We start from the raw sequence: 16,402 nt of genomic DNA, 5'->3' as shown, positions 1-16,402 counted from the left end.
GAACAAAATTCTCACTCCCCCAACAAAACTTTTTTCATACCTGGGCAGTTTAACTCCCCATTAAACTGCCCTCCTCCCAAAAAAATCTTGTGAAACCATTAAAAAAGAAGACCTTAAGTCTTCTTTTTTAATGTCCTTTTTTACTTGTTAACGGTATAAGCCTTGACAAAGAAGTCCTTATCATCCTGCCTTATCATTGAATTCCCGTCATCTGATATATAAAAGCTTTGTCCGCTTGCTGTATAATTATTGTCAATATTACCGGTGAGATTGTCCCATTCATCATAGCACGGATCACTCATTGTCTCACCGGCTTTCTCAAAGGCAAGTCTTCCCTTGGTGTGAGGCTTTACAAGTACAAAGAAGTTATCTCCTTCTTTCAGATCAATTGCCTCATCCAGTTCAAAGGTGTGATATCCTCCGCTGATTGCAGATACCTTTTGGGTCAGAACAGGCTCTTTTCCGCCGCAGGTAAGATCATTGCCCTCTATTACGGGATCAATGTAAATGCTTATCTCATATTGCTGGTAGAGGTCAAATGCCATTATGCCTATTGCCTTAAGCTCCTCATCGGACTGTGCAGTATACAACACACCATAAGGATTTGAAGAAGCAGAATACGCTTTGGCAGTGTTTAACGCATCATCAAGTGTACTCACATTGTTGGTTATGAATCCGCCAACCTGATAGTTGTTGTCATACCAGTCATCTTCATCCCTGAGCACCACATCATAAGAGGCTGCATTGCTGATGGCTGTGGTCTCGTCATAATATGACAGATAGAAGCATCCGCCCTGTCCCGAGCCATCTCCCCAGCTGTTTCTGCAAAGCCATGCTCCGTCTCCCTCAGGAGTATACTTAAAATTGGATGCGCTGTAGTCATCGTCCCATCCGATGATCAGAACCTCATGATCGGCTGTCGCTGGAGTCTCTCCTCCAAATGTTGAATAAAGTGTGCTGCTGTGGTCTTTAAAGAACTTGCCATCTGCACATACGCCAACTGTCGCCGAGCCGTGCTCCATTATCATCTGTTTGATCAAAGTATTGTTATTGATATTTGACGGCATCTGCAGAACGCTTTGCACGTGGTAATTCCCCGAATACGCATCAGATGGTTTATCCGTATTGTCTGTAAACAGATAATAGCTTCCGTACAGACTCTTAAATGAATCTGCTCCTGTGTCATCAACAGGCCCCTTCCATGCTGAGAGTATGCTGATAACAAAATTCGTAACACCTCCGGTCGCGATATATCCTGTGTCAGCATCAACTACAAAAGCATCGGGTTCCCCTACATCATTTACAAATACTCGCCAGTCTCCGTCTATTCCTCCGGCTAAAGATCCCGGAGCCTCATGCATGTTATAGTAAGCAAGATGCTTCTCTGACAGGTTTATATCATTGAATCCGATATCCGGATGGTGCTTTAATATATCACTTTCGCAAGCTCCCATAGCTGCATAGGTCCAGCAAAGGTATGAGTAACCCTGGTCTTTAACAGCCGTCACATATCTCTTGCCGTCTACATCTCTTGAATCGTATTTGGATGGAATATCCGATGCGGAAAAAGAGTTAATGTCCACCGGTACAACGTCCTTAAACTCTTCATCGCCATAGAAGGTGCCGATATCACCGTCCCCCATAACAACAGCCTCATTGAGGCTGAGCTCACTGACAACTTCAACGTCATCACTAAGAGGCTTGTTCGCATTCTGCTGGACAACGCTTTCGGTAAGCGCCGGAGTACTCTCCTTAGCTTCGTCTGCTTTCGTCACGGTATCTGTGCTGCCGGTGTCTTGTCCAACAACAGCTTCCAGATCTTCATCGCCTGATACGCCTGCTATCTGCGCATCATCTCTCCTGGATGGATTGGCCGGACTTTTTGGCCGCAACATCACAAATGCACAAGCACAGGCGGCTACTGCAAACACAAGAACTACTGCCAGGATGATACCGGTTTTCTTTTTCATTTCAAGCCCTCTTAAGAAATGATGGTTGTGTTAAAAGAACCAAATATTGACTGTGAAATATCTGTTGAAAACGCCTCGTAATCTATATAGTGGATACCACTCTTCCAGCCGTCAATAACTCTCAGCATCGGATAAAGCTTGTCCCCAACCTTCCATATACTGTAGCCGGCCACAACTATTGTGTGGTCCTTATAAAACCCTCTGGCGATGTTCATGATAACAGGACGTCCGGCCGATATCTCTCTGACCACATGCTTTTCAAAGCTCCAGACGTATACTCCCCTGCATCTGGCCTTAATGCCATACTGCTTGAAAGTCTCTCTGGTAATTCCGGCGATAAAAAACGGCATAGTACCTCTTTTATCGGTATAGCCGTAGGCCTGGGCCACTTCCTCGACAAATCTGTAAAGCACATGGATATCCTCGGGGATTCCGGGCAGCTTCATTGTCTGACGATAGTAATCCACGACCCTGGCTACAGCCACCACAGAGCAGTTCCTTGTCCTGCGACCGCTGATCTGCTCCATGGACATCTGATTCATAAGGATGGATCTGCCTCTTTTGACCAGAACACCCTTATCGCCATACTGTTCCAACAGATATTTAGATACGTTTGTAATGCCCCCATATGGTTTTTTCATGAAAAATATACCTTACTTCTTGTAAACCTCTCCACCAATGATGAGGTATTCAGCGCGATCTGCATCCTCAACAACAGGCACTTCATCGCCTCCAAAGAAGAATGTGAAGCTTGAAAATCCTTCCCCAATAAGCTTCTCATCGGTTCCGTCACCATTCATGGAATAAAGGTTTCCGCCACTTATATAATAGCATTTTTTTGTAAATTTATCCCACCTTACAGGTTCAAATATATTATTTCCTATTTCTTTTATACGTTTAGGTTCCTCGCCTACTTTAAAGCTGTAAAGAAAATCTGAATACGCTCCCTCGTCATTATTCTCGCCCTGATCATAATAGCCTGCTGACAGATCCTCTGTCATCACAAGATTATCCATCCTTGATACATCTGAAATAATTTCAGTCTTAACAGCCTCTCCGTTAATATTTACAGATTTCATCAGTTTCTCATCGTCTTTGTAAATACATACAGGTCCCTCAGCTGTTATGCCATATCTTGGAAAAATGACATCTTCTGCAAGCAAAACAGCCTTTGGCTTATCACCCTGAAGAGCATATACTTCTTCACCGGTGGATATCATAGCCACATCCGAGAAGCTGTTTGTATCAACAATATACATTCCCTCAAAAATATCTGACTGACAAAAGTCTGTACCAAAGATGTTTATATACCTGCTATACCCTTTATCAACAAGTACGACTCTCTCCTTAAGAGAAGTGTCATAATAGAAAGCTTCCTTATCATCTGAAACGAGGATCTTCTTGCACTCTCTGTCAAAGTAGCATGAACTTGTTCTTCTGGTGCTTATCCTTTTCATTTTACCGTCGTGATAAACATAAATTCCATCTTCATCGCCATATCTGCACTCATAATAGCAGGTCAAACCATCATCAGAGACTGCTCTTGTATAAAATGATGTATTTTCATCTGCAGTTGCAATCTCGGTAACATCCCTGTCAAGTCCGCCGATATACAATACATCGGTACCCTTTTTTAAACTTGTAAAGAGAACAGTTCTTCCATCCGGCGATAATGTAGGATTGAATCCTGCCGTTTCCTCGTCAGTTATACGACTCTCCTCTCTTGTCATAACGTCATAAATATACAGAGTTCCTTCCTGACTGTAGCAGACATAATCACCTTCGTAGCAGATAGTGATATAGTTACAATTATCAATGGTTTTCTCAATCCCAAGATCTGCATTTATTATGTAACCTTTAGAGTCATTTATGAACACACCTCTTTTTCTGTCTATGTCAAAAGAGATCTGAAGTCCGTAACTGTTTCCCACCTGGTAATCAGCAAGAACCACGCCACTGTCGTTATAAATATATCCGCAGCTCTGATAGAGTTTCTTACCTTTATACGTTCTGCTGCTCTGCTGCTTATACTCGTAAGGTTCCTTATTAAGATCAGAATCATCACCAAGTCCAAATGTGTATCTGACAATATCTTTCATCTTGTTTGCAGCCGGTCCGTTTGTAAATTTCAGGAACCTGTATCCCAAAACAAGAGCCAAAGTAATTACTGCAGCCAAAGCTATAATTATTATCAGTTTTCCGCCATCTTTCTTTTTCATAAATTTCCATTCCCTACACTTATATTTTTTTATTTAAAAATGCACTCAAACTATTGCATTATACAGCATCAGCTTTGGTTTTGCACTTGCATTTTGGTATTTTCCAATTAATAATGTAAATATGAACAAAAATGCAGCACTTAACGAAAACTTCAACTTATCGGAGGTCTCTGAGATTCTGGGAATTTCTAAGGCCACAGTCAAGAACTGGGTCAAACTTGGAAAACTTCCATGCATCTCCAAATCTCCCTATATATTTTCAAAAGAAAAAATAATGGAAGTCCATAAAAAACTGGATGATTCCGTTTATCTAAAAAGCCGTCGCAACAAGACCAGAATAAACAGTAACTATTTGCCGGGGTCCTACATCGACAGCTCATCTCCAAATTATCCAATAATAAAATCCCTTATAAGGAATCTCGAGAGCACTCAGATCCCTGTTTGGGATATCATCTCCACCTATGCACGTTCTTTTTGTAAAGCAAAAGACATCCCGGCGGGCGTTGCATGTTCCCTTTTGGGAAAAGAGCCGTCACCCCTTCCCATAAGTCTTTTGGACGAGTATCCTCTGATGTTCGTTGAGGGGGAGGATACTTTGGGAATGCTCTATATTTCGCTCCGCCGTCTTGGGGAAAAGAAATCCACCGGTTCCTACTATACTCCTTTCTTCGTGGTGGACAGGATTGTCCATGAGGCGCTCCCTGAAACCATGCCTTTTGGTGTGAAGATAATTGACCCTTCCTGTGGCACAGGTAATTTTCTCCTGCGGCTGCCGGATGAGTTTCCACCCGAGAACGTTTATGGCTCGGACATCGACCCGATGGCAGTAGCCATAGCAAGGATCAATTTAGTCCTGAAATACTCCATCAGGACCTCTTCTACTTTAGATACAATCAAACAGAATATTATGTTGCAGGATTCATTGAAATTTTTTTCAAAAGAATCTTTTGACTATATAATCGGTAATCCTCCCTGGGGTTATGTGTACCCAAAGGATGAGCAGAAAGTCTTAAAAGAGCACTTTGTTTCCTATAACGGAACAGGTACCCCCGAATCATTTTCATTATTTATAGAAAAGAGCCTTCAAATGCTTTCTGATAACGGAGTGATGTCTTTTCTCCTTCCGGAATCCATCCTGGATGTCAGGATGCACGCTGCAATCCGTTCTCTCATGCTTGATAAAGCACAGATCTGCTCTATAAGCTATCTTGGAGAAGTATTTGATAAAGTACAGTGCCCATGCATTATTCTGACGTTGAAAAAGAAATGCTCCAAGAACCAGGAAGATACTACGAAAGTCTCTTTTTCAAAAACAGTAAAATCTGAGCTCATCATAAAAAAAAGCTTTGAAGCTGCTTCAGAAAGACTAAGGCCCAGCAGTTTTCACATCCTTTGTGATGATAAAGACTACTCTCTTATCAGGAAGATTGAGTCTGTTCCTCACTTTACTTTAAAGGGCAATGCAGAATTTGCACTTGGAATAGTCACCGGCTCCAATAAGACTCTGATATCAGACATGCCGCTTCCGGGCTATGAACCTATTGTTACGGGAAAAGATATTGAGAAGTACTCTATTTCAGCTGCCAGGCGCTACATACAATTTGCGCCGGAGAGATTCCAGCAATGCGCCCCCGAAAGATTTTATCGTGCAAAGGGCAAGCTCTTTTACCGCTTCATTGCTGATGAACCGATAGTCGCCATGGATGTGGATGGGCTACTTTCTCTTAACAGTGCCAATATCATGATTCCGGAAATAGATGGATACAGCCCGGCATATATCATGGCTGTACTTAATTCTGATATAATCAGTTTCTACTACAAAAACAGGTTCAGAAACTTCAAAGTACTGCGCTCCTGCCTTGAACAGCTTCCTATTCCGGAGTGTTCGGTACAGGACAGGGAAATCGTTGAAGCACTTGTTAAAAACAAAGATTATGATGCTTTAAATAAAAAGGTAAGATCACTATTTACTTTTCCAGTTTAAAGTGCTATAGTGAAACACGGACTATTTAGAATCGGAGGAATAGAAATGTCTTTTGAATATATACAGAAGCTCCCTACTCCTGAAGAGATCAGACAGGAGTACCCTCTTGGCAAGGAGCTCACAGCCCTCAAAAAAGAAAGAGATGCCATGATTGCTGACGTCTTCACAGGTAAGAGTGACAAGTTTCTTGTTGTCGTAGGTCCATGCTCTGCCGACAATGAAGATGCTGTCTGCGATTATGTATCACGTCTTGGCAAAGTCAATGAGAAAGTTAAGGACAAGCTTATCCTTATCCCCAGAATATATACCAACAAACCTCGTACAACAGGTGACGGCTACAAGGGAATCACATCACAGCCTGATCCTGAAGGCAAGACTGATTTCAGAGCAGGTCTCGTAGCTATGAGACACATGCAGATCAAGGCCATCGAGGAGTCCGGTCTTACAGCCGCAGACGAAATGCTCTACCCCGAGAACTGGGGTTACGTCGCTGATATCCTCTCCTATGTGGCTATCGGTGCCAGAAGCGTCGAGGACCAGGAGCACAGAATGACCGCCAGCGGCTTTGATGTTCCTGCCGGAATGAAGAATCCAACCAGCGGAACCTTAAGCGTAATGCTTAATTCCGTATATGCTGCTCAGCAGCCACACACCTTTGTTTACAGAGGTTATGAAGTCAATACCAACGGCAATCCTCTTGCTCACTGTGTACTCAGAGGCTCCAACAATAAGCACGGTCAGTCACTTCCAAACTACCACTATGAGGATCTTAGCCTACTTCTTAAGCTCTACGAGCAGAGAGAAATTGTTAACCCGGCTGCCATCATTGATGCCAACCACAACAATTCAAACAAACAGTTCAAAGAACAGATAAGAATTGTAAAAGAGGTACTCCATTCAAGAAATCTCAACTCTGACATCAAGAATCTCGTCAAGGGCGTAATGATCGAGAGTTACATCGAAGAAGGCTGCCAGAAGATCGGCGAAGGCATCTACGGCAAATCAATCACTGATCCCTGCCTTGGATGGGAGGACACAGAGAGACTCCTTCTTGAAATTGCAGAACTTGCGTAACCGTCAGATCCTGATCATTCAAGTATAATAAAAGCCAACAAACTTAATATAGTTTGTTGGCTTCTTTTTAATTTCGAATCCTTGCCCAGGCAAATGGGTCCTTTGAGTCATCTCTCTTTTTGATGTATCTGGAAATGGTATTGCTCTCAGAGTACCCCATCAGTTCCTGAACCGATGATACATCCGCTCCATTGTCCACAAGATGCACCGCAAATGAATGTCTTAATGTAAATGGTGTAATATCCGAATTGATACCTGCTTTTTTAACATAAGTCTTGATAAGCTTCCATAACCCCTGCCTGCTCATGGGCAGCCCGCTGCAATTAAGGAACACTGTCTCATCGTCCTCATTCTCAGTAAGCAGCTCTCCTCTTGCCTTAAGCAGATAGCTGCTAAGAGCATCCTTGGCTTTTTTGCCGTATGGCACCAGCCTTTCTTTTGCATTCCTTCCGCTTCCGGTTATTCTGATACAGCTAAGACTTAAGTCGACGTTGGATAGCTTCAGCCCTATAACTTCAGACGTCTTGAGTCCGGTGGCATACATAAGCTCTAAAATAGCCTTATCCCTCATGCCCTTTGCATCATTAGAGAATTTCTGGCTTAAAAGATCCTCAATCTCAACAGTTGTAAGAACCCTTGGCCCCTTCTTCTCAATCTGTGGACTTTTTAACGTTTCAGCAGGGTTATCCTCAATATTGCCATTTTCCAACATATAACGGAAAAAAGCTTTTATTGAAGTATAATGCCTTGTAATGGATGAAGCAGCAAAATGTTCATCATGAAGGCTCCCTGCATAGTCCAGCAGGCGATCCTGAGTAATATCCTTAACGTCAGTAATTCCCCTTCTCTCCATATATGAGAGCATTCTCTCAAGATCTCTTTTATATGAGATCACAGTGTTCTCAGAGGTCTTCTTGACACCTTTAAGATATTCGGTAAATTCCTGTATCAGAGCGTCCATCATAGCTTTTACACCCTTTTAAACGCCTTCGCTATCCATGATTTCTTTTAACTTATCATAAACCTTGAGTCCGTCAAAGGTCGCAAAATAATCTCTAGGAGTCTCGGCACGTCTTATAAGCTCTACGCTTCCATCCTTCCTGAGAAGAAGCTCAGCGCTCTTAAGCTTGCCGTTGTAATTGTAGCCCATAGAATATCCGTGGGCTCCGGTGTCATGTATGAACAGATAGTCTCCCTTGTCGATCTTGGGGAGCTGTCTCTCAATTGCAAATTTATCGTTGTTCTCGCAAAGAGATCCTGTAACATCATATACATGGTCGAGAGGTGCATCCTCTTTGCCTAAAACGGTAATGTGGTGATATGCGCCGTACATAGCCGGTCTCATGAGGTTAACAGCACATGCGTCAACACCGATATATTCCTTATATATGTGCTTCTCGTGAATAGCCTTAGTTACCAGTCCTCCGTATGGAGCCATCATATATCTTCCCATCTCTGTGAAGATAGCTACATCACCCATTCCTGCCGGAACAAGGATCTTATCATACTGCTCGTGAACGCCTCTTCCGATTGCTGCAATATCATTGCTCTCCTGATCCGGACGATATGCAACTCCAACACCGCCGGAGAGATTGATAAACGCAACTTTGGCGCCGGTCTTGTTCTGCAGCTCTACGGCAAGTTCAAAGAGCTGTCCTGCAAGCTCGGGATAATAGTCATTTGTTACGGTATTGCTGGCAAGAAAAGCATGGATGCCGAATCTCTTTGCACCTTTCTCTTTGAGTATCTTGAATGCATCAAATAACTGCTCCTTGGTCATACCATACTTGGAATCTCCGGGGTTATCCATGATCTGATTGGCCATGGTGAATACTCCGCCTGGATTGTATCTGCATGAGATAGTCTCAGGAATCTTGCCTATGGTTTTTTCAAGAAAATCGATGTGAGTAAAATCATCAAGATTTATGATAGCGCCCAGCTTGTCCGCATAAACAAATTCCTCCGGAGGAGTGTCATTGGATGAGAACATTATGTCCTCTCCGCTTGCTCCGATTGCATTACTGAGCATGAGCTCTGTCATTGAAGAACAGTCAAAACCACATCCAAAGCTCTTTAATATCTCCATAAGTCTTGGATTCGGTGTTGCCTTTACAGCGAAATATTCCTTAAATCCCTTATTCCAGGAAAAAGCATCATATACTGCCTTGGCGTTTTGGGAAAAGCCCTCCTCATCATAGATATGGAAAGGTGTTGGGTAGGTTTTAACGATCTCCTGGACTTTTTCCAGGGTTACAAAAGGTTTTTTCATAATGATCCTCCGGTACTCTAACAATAAAAACTTACCTCAAACTTTAACACGTCAGCGCACTATATTGCAAGAGTAAACTTAAATATTTTCAATCTGCCAGTCAATTGGCGTTATACCGTTCGCCTTCAAAAATTCGTTGGCTTTGCTGAAATGCTTGCAGCCAAAGAATCCTCTGTATGCCGACAAAGGACTTGGATGAGGCGCTGTGAGCACCAAATGCTTGGGGTTATCCAGCATGGACCTCTTCATCTGAGCAGGTCTTCCCCATAGCATATAGACCACAGGCTCATCTTTCTTGTTGACGGCCTGAATAATTGCATCCGTAAACTGTTCCCAGCCCTTCCCCTGATGGGAATTGGCAGCGTGAGCTCTTACTGTCAGAACTGTGTTAAGCATCAGAACACCCTGATCAGCCCATTTCTTAAGATAACCGTTATTGGGAATATAGCATCCCAGATCATCACTTAGTTCCTTGTATATGTTCTGAAGTGAAGGAGGCGTATCTGCTTTGCCCGGAAGTACCGAAAAAGACAGGCCGTGAGCCTGCCCCGGTTCGTGATATGGGTCCTGTCCAAGGATCAGCACCTTCACATCCTTAAGAGCTGTGAAATGGAGAGCATTAAAGATATCCTCTGACGGAGGATATACCACCTGTGTGCTGTATTCCTTTTTCACAAATTCGTATAAGTTCTTATAATATGGCTTTTTAAACTCGTCTCCTACTGCTTCAAGCCAATCGCCGGTTATCATCCCCATCTTACCGGAACTCCTTTCCCTTTCAGATACTCTTTTACCTGATTAATCTCAAGCTCTTTATAATGGAAAAGAGAAGCCGCAAGAGCCGCATCTGCTCCGCCTTCTGTAAGTGCATCATAGAAGTGAGACAGCTCCCCTGCTCCGCCGGAAGCTATTACAGGTACGGAAACCGCATCAGCAACAGCCCTTGTGAGCTCTATATCATATCCGTTCTTGGTGCCGTCGCAGTCCATGCTTGTAAGAAGTATCTCTCCTGCCCCCAGTTCAACTCCTTTTTTGGCCCATTCTACAGCATCAAGTCCCATATCTATTCTTCCGCCGAACTTATATACGCTCCAGCCGCTTCCATCCTCACGTTTCTTGGCATCTATCGCAAGAACAACGCACTGACTTCCGAACTTCTCAGCAGCTTCTGCAATGAGTTCAGGTCGGTCGATAGCTGCTGAATTCACAGCCACCTTATCTGCACCCTCTCTGAGGATTGCTCTGACGTCATCTACGGTTCTGATTCCTCCGCCAACTGTAAAGGGAATAAATACCTTTTTGGCCACTTCCCTTACCATATCGGCAACTGTTGCTCTTCTCTCGTTTGAAGCTGTGATATCAAGGAAAACAAGCTCATCTGCCCCTGCCTTTGAATAAGCTTCACCAACAGAAACCGGATCTCCCGCATCTTTTAAATTCACGAAATTTATTCCTTTGACAACCCTGCCGTTATTTACATCCAGACAGGGAATGATTCTCTTTGTAAGCATCCTGTTTGCTCCTATATATGTAAAAAGTTATCCAGTATCTGCATTCCGACATCCGCACTCTTTTCCGGATGGAACTGGCAGGCAAAGACATTTCCGCACTCCACAGAGGCGTCTATAGTAACTGAATAATCCGTAGTTGCTGCAACAATTGATCTGTCAGCAGCCTTCAGATAATATGAATGAACAAAGTAAACATAGGGTTCTCCCGAGATACCTTTATATAGTCTTGCTCCTTCTCTTATCTTAAGGTTATTCCAGCCTATCTGCGGAATCTTGTAGTAATTACCCTCTGTATCTCTGTCCGGAATATCTATTATCTCTCCACGCAAAATGCCCAGGCCGCGAACTCCATCTGACTCCTTACTGGACTCAAATAAAAGCTGCTGACCCAGGCATATTCCCAAAAAGGGCACTTCCTTTTTAACAACTTCATTAATTATGTTTTCAAGACCGTACTCCCTGATTCGGTTCATGGCATCGCCAAATGCACCTACTCCCGGAAGAACAACGCGGTCTGCCCTGAAGATAACTTCAGGATCTCTGGTAACTGCTGTGTCGGCTCCAAGATACTGGAAAACCTTCTCAACACTCTTTATGTTACCTGCATCATAGTCGATAATTGCAACCACTTGGCATCTTCTCCCTTCCCCGGTATCGATGCCACGCAGTAGTTATGATTCAAAAGTTCCAACTATCTCCATGAGCCTGATAGTATAATCTCTATCCTTCTTGATTGAGTTAATCTCTTCAACATCAGCCTCTGACAGGCCATAACTCTCCGCAAGCAACGATTCTATACTATCGTACACGCTATTAACTTCAATTTCAACACTATACTTTTCAGCCTCTTCCAAAAGCTTGCTCTTGTTGCGCTTAGCCATAAGCAGCATATCAAGGGCTTCTTCCTTCATGTTCATGGCTGTGTAATTATCGTACCCGTCAAGATATCTCTGAGCCCAGGCCAGAACTCTTGACTGCTCATAGATCACAGTCTCGTTTTCGTTCATATCCTTGCCATAGAGCATCTTATAAGCAGTTGTATATTCTTTGTGAGTATACGCTGTTTCAGCTCTCTCAGAGGCTATTCTGTCAGGAAGTACAAGAGCAGGTATCATGACAAGAATACCAAGGCTCGCTGCAAATATTCCTGATATTGCAATCTTCTTGGGTGATATTGCCTTTTCCGGAACTCCGGGATCCTTAGGAGGTTTTGGTTTTTTCTCCTTCTTGGGTTTCGGAGGCTTCTTCTCCTTCGGTGGTTTCTCCTTCTTAGGCTTTTTCTCCTTAGGCTTCTTCTCTTTCTTTTCTTTCTTTTTCTTGCCTTTAGGAGCTCCGCCTTCACCAAGCTCATCAAGAACCTGCTGGTTCTCATCGGTCAGGCTGGCAAGGCCTTCATTTTCGGTCTCTTCATCTTCTTTTGTAAGAGCCTGGAACAGTCTGGCCAATAATCCCGGCTTTTTCTCTTTACCTTCTTTTTTGCCTTTCTTTTTCTTACCCTTGGCAGGTGCTTCATCTCCATCATCGGATTCATCGGCACCTTTTTCAGGAATTGAGGCAAGCTCATCAAGAGATGGCTCTCCTGCACCTTCATCGCCAAATCCGTCCTCTGTCAAAGCATCCAGGATATCTTCCTTGGGAATCTCCGATTCTTCAGCATGGCCGGTTTCTTCGTCCTGCGCAGCCGTGCTCTCAATATCCTCGATCTCATCATTGGCAAGAGAATTCATAAGAGCATCAAGATCCTGCATTGATACTTCATCGCCACCGGCTTCATCTCCGGAAGCAGCATTTTCTTCAGCCACTTCTGCGAGAGCTGCTACTTCACCTTCAGTAGAACCCGAATCTCCTTCTTCTGACCCAAGAAGATTGTCAAGGCTGGCTTCAAGTGATTCCAGGTTAAAATCTTCTTCTGATATGGCATCCAAAGACTCTGATGTTTCTTCCTTTTTTTCTGCTTCACCCTGCTCATCGGATTCCAAAAACGAATCAAGCGGTATTTCAATAGGAGGAGCATCTTCTGCTGCTTCTGCAGACGCTTCATCTGCCGGAGCCTGATCAGAGCCATTGGTATCATGTTCTTCCGGTTCACCGCCATCCATAGTAAACCCTGACATATCCAGTTCTTCTATGGCATCCTCTGTTACAGCACCGGATACATCTGCCTCAGGTGCCGCTTCTGAAGCAGCTTCTTGTGCTTCTCCCGATCCGGCTATTTCATCCATCTGGCTTTCAAGATCATCAAGTGATAATTCATCAAGATTTATGTCATCTTCTGCAGAAGAAGTCTCTGTAATCTGTTCTGCTGTTTCCTGCGGTGCCTCCTCAGGCATATCAATGGAAAGGTCAGGCGCAGGTTCTTCATCAGCTTCATCCTTCATATTGTCGAGGACGTCGCTAAGGCTCTCCTGTAAAGCCTCTCCTTCAGGATTCGTAAGCCCGCCATCAGGCATGTCATCCAAAAGATCTGTTAATATTTCCTCAGGTGTCTGATCTGCATCAGATCCTGCCTCATTTTCCAGAACTACCTGATTATCCTCCGGAAGCGAAACCTCCGGAGCCATCTCTAAAAGAGCGTCATCTCCCTCCGAAGTATCAACAAGAGGCGCTCCTGTATTGGCCGGCATTCCGTCAAATTTGCCGCTTTGCATCTCGGCATCCATTCTCTCAGCATCGGCTATGGCTTCATCAAGAGCAATCTCCTCCGGATCTCTTACATCCTCTATTGAAGGAGCATCGCCAACTCTAAACTTAGGTATACCGGGGTCTGTAGGCTCTTCAATGTCATCCAAAAGAGCTGCCAGCTTATCATCTACGATTTCATCAGAATCAAGTTTACTTAAAAGACTTCCTATTTCATCAAGATCCTGATTACCGTTTGAATTATTTACAAGCGCACTAATATCCCCAGATCCACTCTGTGAACCCGAGGTGTTATGCATAGAAGACATTCTGCTGAGTGCAGATTGAGGGTTGTTGCTATTCGATTTTTGAGCGGAATTCAATAGACTGTCGAGATACTCCTCGTTGTTCGAATTCATAGCCCTTCTCTCTCCTGCAAAATATAATTAACCGAATTCATCTGTATCGAATCCGTTTTTACTTTTATTTCGGGGGTATGATGATAAAGCTTTTCGTGCACTCTGATAAGATGAGCCTTTTTATTTATAAATGTAACTTTTTCAAAAGGCCATCTGATAACAGTGGGATAATCAAGGGAAACACCCAGCTCAAGAATCAGCAGGTTCTTTCCCAGGGTATTTGAAAGATATTTCTGATATTTATCCCAATTATATAAATATGCTCTCTCGTTATATTTAATTTTACTATATTCTTCGCGTTTTTGGTTAAGATATAATAATTTTCCGTCAAAAAATGGCTTATAAAAGGTTTCTTCCTCTCCCAACTGACCATTTCTTTCAGTAATTATCTTGTGTATCCTTGATACTATTCCCTGGAAATCCTCTGATTTAGTAACTTCTATAAGCTCATCTTCCGGGTCTCCGCTTTGAAGATATCTGTAATTTCCGCAGGGGTATACACAGTTTTCTTCTTCAAAGCCGTTCAAAAGCGCATCCTGAAGGAAAAGATCAGAAACCAGGAAATAACTCTTATTACCTATAAGACTCCTCAAAGCCTTATATGCTTCATCTATTCTCTCATCATTATTATAATAGCCGTACTCAAACTCAACTATGGGCCATAGCCAGTTGTTAGCTTCTTCCTCACAGTATTCTTTCAACCCCTGATATCTTAAGTCCCGTTGAATCCCCTTAGATATCCAATCCCACTCACGGCCAATTCCGATGACCAGTTTATCACTATCATTTATATATTCTGAAAGGCTCTTCTCCATAATTCTCACCCCGTCTAATAAAAAAATCTCCCTTTACCACAGCAGTCATTGAAAACATGTTTTCATAACTGAGTTAGCAAAGGGAGTTGGGATCAGTTAATATCAGCCATCCGTTGCATTAACTAGTTCATCAATTACAGATACGAGATTTCCAATCTCAGGTTTTGATAACTGTCTGTCAGCTCCAAGGGATTCTCCCTTTCTACGCATTTCCTCATTAACAAGGGATGAGAAAATGATAAGCGGTATGTCCTTGGTAGCATCATCGCTCTTAACCAGCTTAGTAAGCCTGTGACCATCCATGATAGGCATCTCAATATCAGTTATGATACATTTGATCTTATCAAGCTCATTTCTATCCTTGCAAGCCTTGATATAATCGTAAGCAAGCTTTCCGTTTTCGAAATGTCTTACATTGTTATATCCTGCCTTGTTAAGAGAATCAACAATAAGCTTATTAAGAAGCTGTGAATCCTCAGCAAGAACAATAGGAACCTCGTTACGAGGACGTGATCCGATATCTCCGAGAGCATCCATATTAAGACCGGTATTTGGATTGATATCAGATACAATCTTCTCAAAATCGAGAATAATTATAAGCTGATTCTCAAATTTGATAATACCTGTAGATATACTCTCTTCAGCTTTTGAGATAGTAGCATTTGGTTTTATAATATCTGCCCATGATACTCTGTGGATACCAACAACAGAATCTACATGGAAAGCGATATCCAGCTTATTAAAGTTTGTGATAATAAATAATCCACCGGCCTTTGAAGCTCCGCGCTGCAGACAGTTCCTAAGATCAATTGCAGTGATCATAGTATCACGGGGCATAAATATGCCTTCTATACTAGGGTGGGCGTTGGGAACCGGCGTCACTTCCTGATAAACGATAATTTCTTTAATCTTAGCAACATTGATGCCATAGCAGTGATCATCGATTTTAAACTCAAGTACTTCTAACTCATTGTTACCACTTTCAAGCAGGATCTTAGATTCCATTCGCTCACCTCACGTAAAAAAGAATAAGTTATTTAACATAAAACCGATTGAAAATTATTTAAATATCCTCATTTAGTATAGCATAATTTTTTACAAATAAATACAAAAAAACAAAAAAGACGGGCATTTGTCCGTCTTTTAAGATTTGATTTATAAGTTTTTTATAAATTTTGCTTTTCGTTTAAAAATGCAATAAAAAATTGTACCTTCAAAACCGAACACTGAAATCTCTTAGATCCGTCTCTAACCTTTGCTTTTTGGATAAGCCCTCGACCTATTAGTACACATCAGCTGAACACGTTACCGTGCTTACACCTTGTGCCTATCTAACCTCGTACTCTCCAAGGGGTCTTACTCCATAAAGGAGGGATATCTCATCTTGAGGGGGGCTTCACGCTTAGATGCCTTCAGCGTTTATCCCTTCCGGACGTGGCTACCCAGCCTTATGCACCTGGCGGTGCAGCTGATACACCAGCGGTCCGTCCATCCCGGTCCTCTCGTACTAAGGACAGCTCCT

At 42.8% G+C, this 16,402-nt stretch carries 13 protein-coding genes and 1 rRNA gene; 2 read left to right on the top strand and 12 right to left on the bottom strand.

Annotation, left to right across the window (positions count from 1 at the left end):
* Window positions 1–140 precede the first annotated feature (140 nt).
* Genes G590_RS0110305 through G590_RS0110295 form a run of 3 tightly spaced genes read right to left on the bottom strand, consistent with a single transcriptional unit; the run spans window position 141 to window position 4,189 of the window.
* The gene (locus G590_RS0110305) at window positions 141–1,970 is read right to left on the bottom strand and encodes a C1 family peptidase (protein WP_022765583.1); all 1,830 of its coding nucleotides are present in this window, start codon (window positions 1,968–1,970) and stop codon (window positions 141–143) included.
* A gap of 11 nt (window positions 1,971–1,981) precedes the next feature.
* Window positions 1,982–2,611: a C39 family peptidase gene (locus G590_RS0110300; RefSeq protein WP_022765582.1), complete on the bottom strand. Its 630-nt coding sequence runs from the start codon at window positions 2,609–2,611 to the stop codon at window positions 1,982–1,984.
* 12 nt (window positions 2,612–2,623) lie between these two features.
* A complete protein-coding gene (locus G590_RS0110295) occupies window positions 2,624–4,189 on the bottom strand; it encodes a TolB family protein (protein ID WP_022765581.1) in 1,566 nt (521 codons plus the stop codon).
* 121 nt (window positions 4,190–4,310) lie between these two features.
* Here G590_RS0110295 and G590_RS0110290 point away from each other — a divergent pair, with 121 nt between their 5' ends.
* Both G590_RS0110290 and G590_RS0110285 read left to right on the top strand, forming a co-directional pair.
* Window positions 4,311–6,173 carry a TaqI-like C-terminal specificity domain-containing protein gene (locus G590_RS0110290; protein ID WP_022765580.1) on the top strand — a complete coding sequence of 621 codons (1,863 nt, stop codon included), beginning with the start codon at window positions 4,311–4,313 and terminating at the stop codon, window positions 6,171–6,173.
* Window positions 6,174–6,218: 45 nt separating this feature from the next.
* Window positions 6,219–7,247, top strand: a complete 1,029-nt coding sequence (locus G590_RS0110285) for a 3-deoxy-7-phosphoheptulonate synthase (RefSeq protein WP_022765579.1) — start codon at window positions 6,219–6,221, stop codon at window positions 7,245–7,247.
* A 67-nt stretch (window positions 7,248–7,314) separates the two neighbouring features.
* Here G590_RS0110285 and G590_RS0110280 read toward each other — a convergent pair whose 3' ends face one another.
* From G590_RS0110280 to G590_RS0110240, 9 genes are all read right to left on the bottom strand, one after another.
* Window positions 7,315–8,211, bottom strand: a complete 897-nt coding sequence (locus tag G590_RS0110280; protein ID WP_022765578.1) for a tyrosine-type recombinase/integrase — start codon at window positions 8,209–8,211, stop codon at window positions 7,315–7,317.
* Window positions 8,212–8,226: 15 nt separating this feature from the next.
* Window positions 8,227–9,519 carry a diaminopimelate decarboxylase gene (locus G590_RS0110275; RefSeq protein WP_026494074.1) on the bottom strand — a complete coding sequence of 431 codons (1,293 nt, stop codon included), beginning with the start codon at window positions 9,517–9,519 and terminating at the stop codon, window positions 8,227–8,229.
* A 75-nt stretch (window positions 9,520–9,594) separates the two neighbouring features.
* Window positions 9,595–10,272 carry a uracil-DNA glycosylase gene (locus G590_RS0110270; RefSeq protein WP_022765576.1) on the bottom strand — a complete coding sequence of 226 codons (678 nt, stop codon included), beginning with the start codon at window positions 10,270–10,272 and terminating at the stop codon, window positions 9,595–9,597.
* Window positions 10,263–11,027 (bottom strand): imidazole glycerol phosphate synthase subunit HisF, encoded by a 765-nt coding sequence (hisF, locus tag G590_RS0110265; protein ID WP_022765575.1) that lies wholly within the window; start codon window positions 11,025–11,027, stop codon window positions 10,263–10,265. Before hisF ends, G590_RS0110270 begins: the two co-directional genes overlap by 10 nt.
* 11 nt (window positions 11,028–11,038) lie before the next feature.
* Window positions 11,039–11,656 carry an imidazole glycerol phosphate synthase subunit HisH gene (hisH, locus tag G590_RS0110260; RefSeq protein WP_022765574.1) on the bottom strand — a complete coding sequence of 206 codons (618 nt, stop codon included), beginning with the start codon at window positions 11,654–11,656 and terminating at the stop codon, window positions 11,039–11,041.
* 42 nt (window positions 11,657–11,698) lie between these two features.
* The gene (locus tag G590_RS0110255; RefSeq protein ID WP_155828748.1) at window positions 11,699–14,065 is read right to left on the bottom strand and encodes a hypothetical protein; all 2,367 of its coding nucleotides are present in this window, start codon (window positions 14,063–14,065) and stop codon (window positions 11,699–11,701) included.
* Window positions 14,062–14,880, bottom strand: a complete 819-nt coding sequence (locus tag G590_RS0110250) for a hypothetical protein (RefSeq protein WP_022765572.1) — start codon at window positions 14,878–14,880, stop codon at window positions 14,062–14,064. The genes G590_RS0110255 and G590_RS0110250 overlap by 4 nt, the downstream gene beginning before the upstream one ends.
* Window positions 14,881–14,982: 102 nt before the next feature.
* The gene (locus G590_RS0110245) at window positions 14,983–15,885 is read right to left on the bottom strand and encodes a chemotaxis protein (protein WP_022765571.1); all 903 of its coding nucleotides are present in this window, start codon (window positions 15,883–15,885) and stop codon (window positions 14,983–14,985) included.
* A gap of 257 nt (window positions 15,886–16,142) precedes the next feature.
* Window positions 16,143–16,402: ribosomal RNA gene (locus G590_RS0110240) — 23S ribosomal RNA — on the bottom strand; the annotation flags it as partial.

The organism is Butyrivibrio sp. XPD2006 (assembly GCF_000420865.1).
In the GTDB taxonomy this organism is placed as follows: domain Bacteria; phylum Bacillota; class Clostridia; order Lachnospirales; family Lachnospiraceae; genus Butyrivibrio.
The sequence above is the reverse complement of the archived record's forward strand: the minus strand, read 5'-3'. Positions and strand labels throughout refer to the sequence as shown.

Excerpts from the sequence above, each read along its gene's own strand:
- G590_RS0110300 (WP_022765582.1), bottom strand. The coding sequence starts at position 2,611 with ATGAAAAAACCATATGGGGGCATTACAAACGTATCTAAATATCTGTTG.
- G590_RS0110285 (WP_022765579.1), top strand. The coding sequence starts at position 6,219 with ATGTCTTTTGAATATATACAGAAGCTCCCTACTCCTGAAGAGATCAGA.
- G590_RS0110245 (WP_022765571.1), bottom strand. The coding sequence starts at position 15,885 with ATGGAATCTAAGATCCTGCTTGAAAGTGGTAACAATGAGTTAGAAGTA.
- G590_RS0110295 (WP_022765581.1), bottom strand. The coding sequence starts at position 4,189 with ATGAAAAAGAAAGATGGCGGAAAACTGATAATAATTATAGCTTTGGCT.
- G590_RS0110290 (WP_022765580.1), top strand. The coding sequence starts at position 4,311 with ATGAACAAAAATGCAGCACTTAACGAAAACTTCAACTTATCGGAGGTC.
- G590_RS0110280 (WP_022765578.1), bottom strand. The coding sequence starts at position 8,211 with ATGATGGACGCTCTGATACAGGAATTTACCGAATATCTTAAAGGTGTC.
- G590_RS0110270 (WP_022765576.1), bottom strand. The coding sequence starts at position 10,272 with ATGGGGATGATAACCGGCGATTGGCTTGAAGCAGTAGGAGACGAGTTT.
- G590_RS0110250 (WP_022765572.1), bottom strand. The coding sequence starts at position 14,880 with ATGGAGAAGAGCCTTTCAGAATATATAAATGATAGTGATAAACTGGTC.
- G590_RS0110305 (WP_022765583.1), bottom strand. The coding sequence starts at position 1,970 with ATGAAAAAGAAAACCGGTATCATCCTGGCAGTAGTTCTTGTGTTTGCA.
- hisF (WP_022765575.1), bottom strand. The coding sequence starts at position 11,027 with ATGCTTACAAAGAGAATCATTCCCTGTCTGGATGTAAATAACGGCAGG.
- G590_RS0110255 (WP_155828748.1), bottom strand. The coding sequence starts at position 14,065 with ATGAATTCGAACAACGAGGAGTATCTCGACAGTCTATTGAATTCCGCT.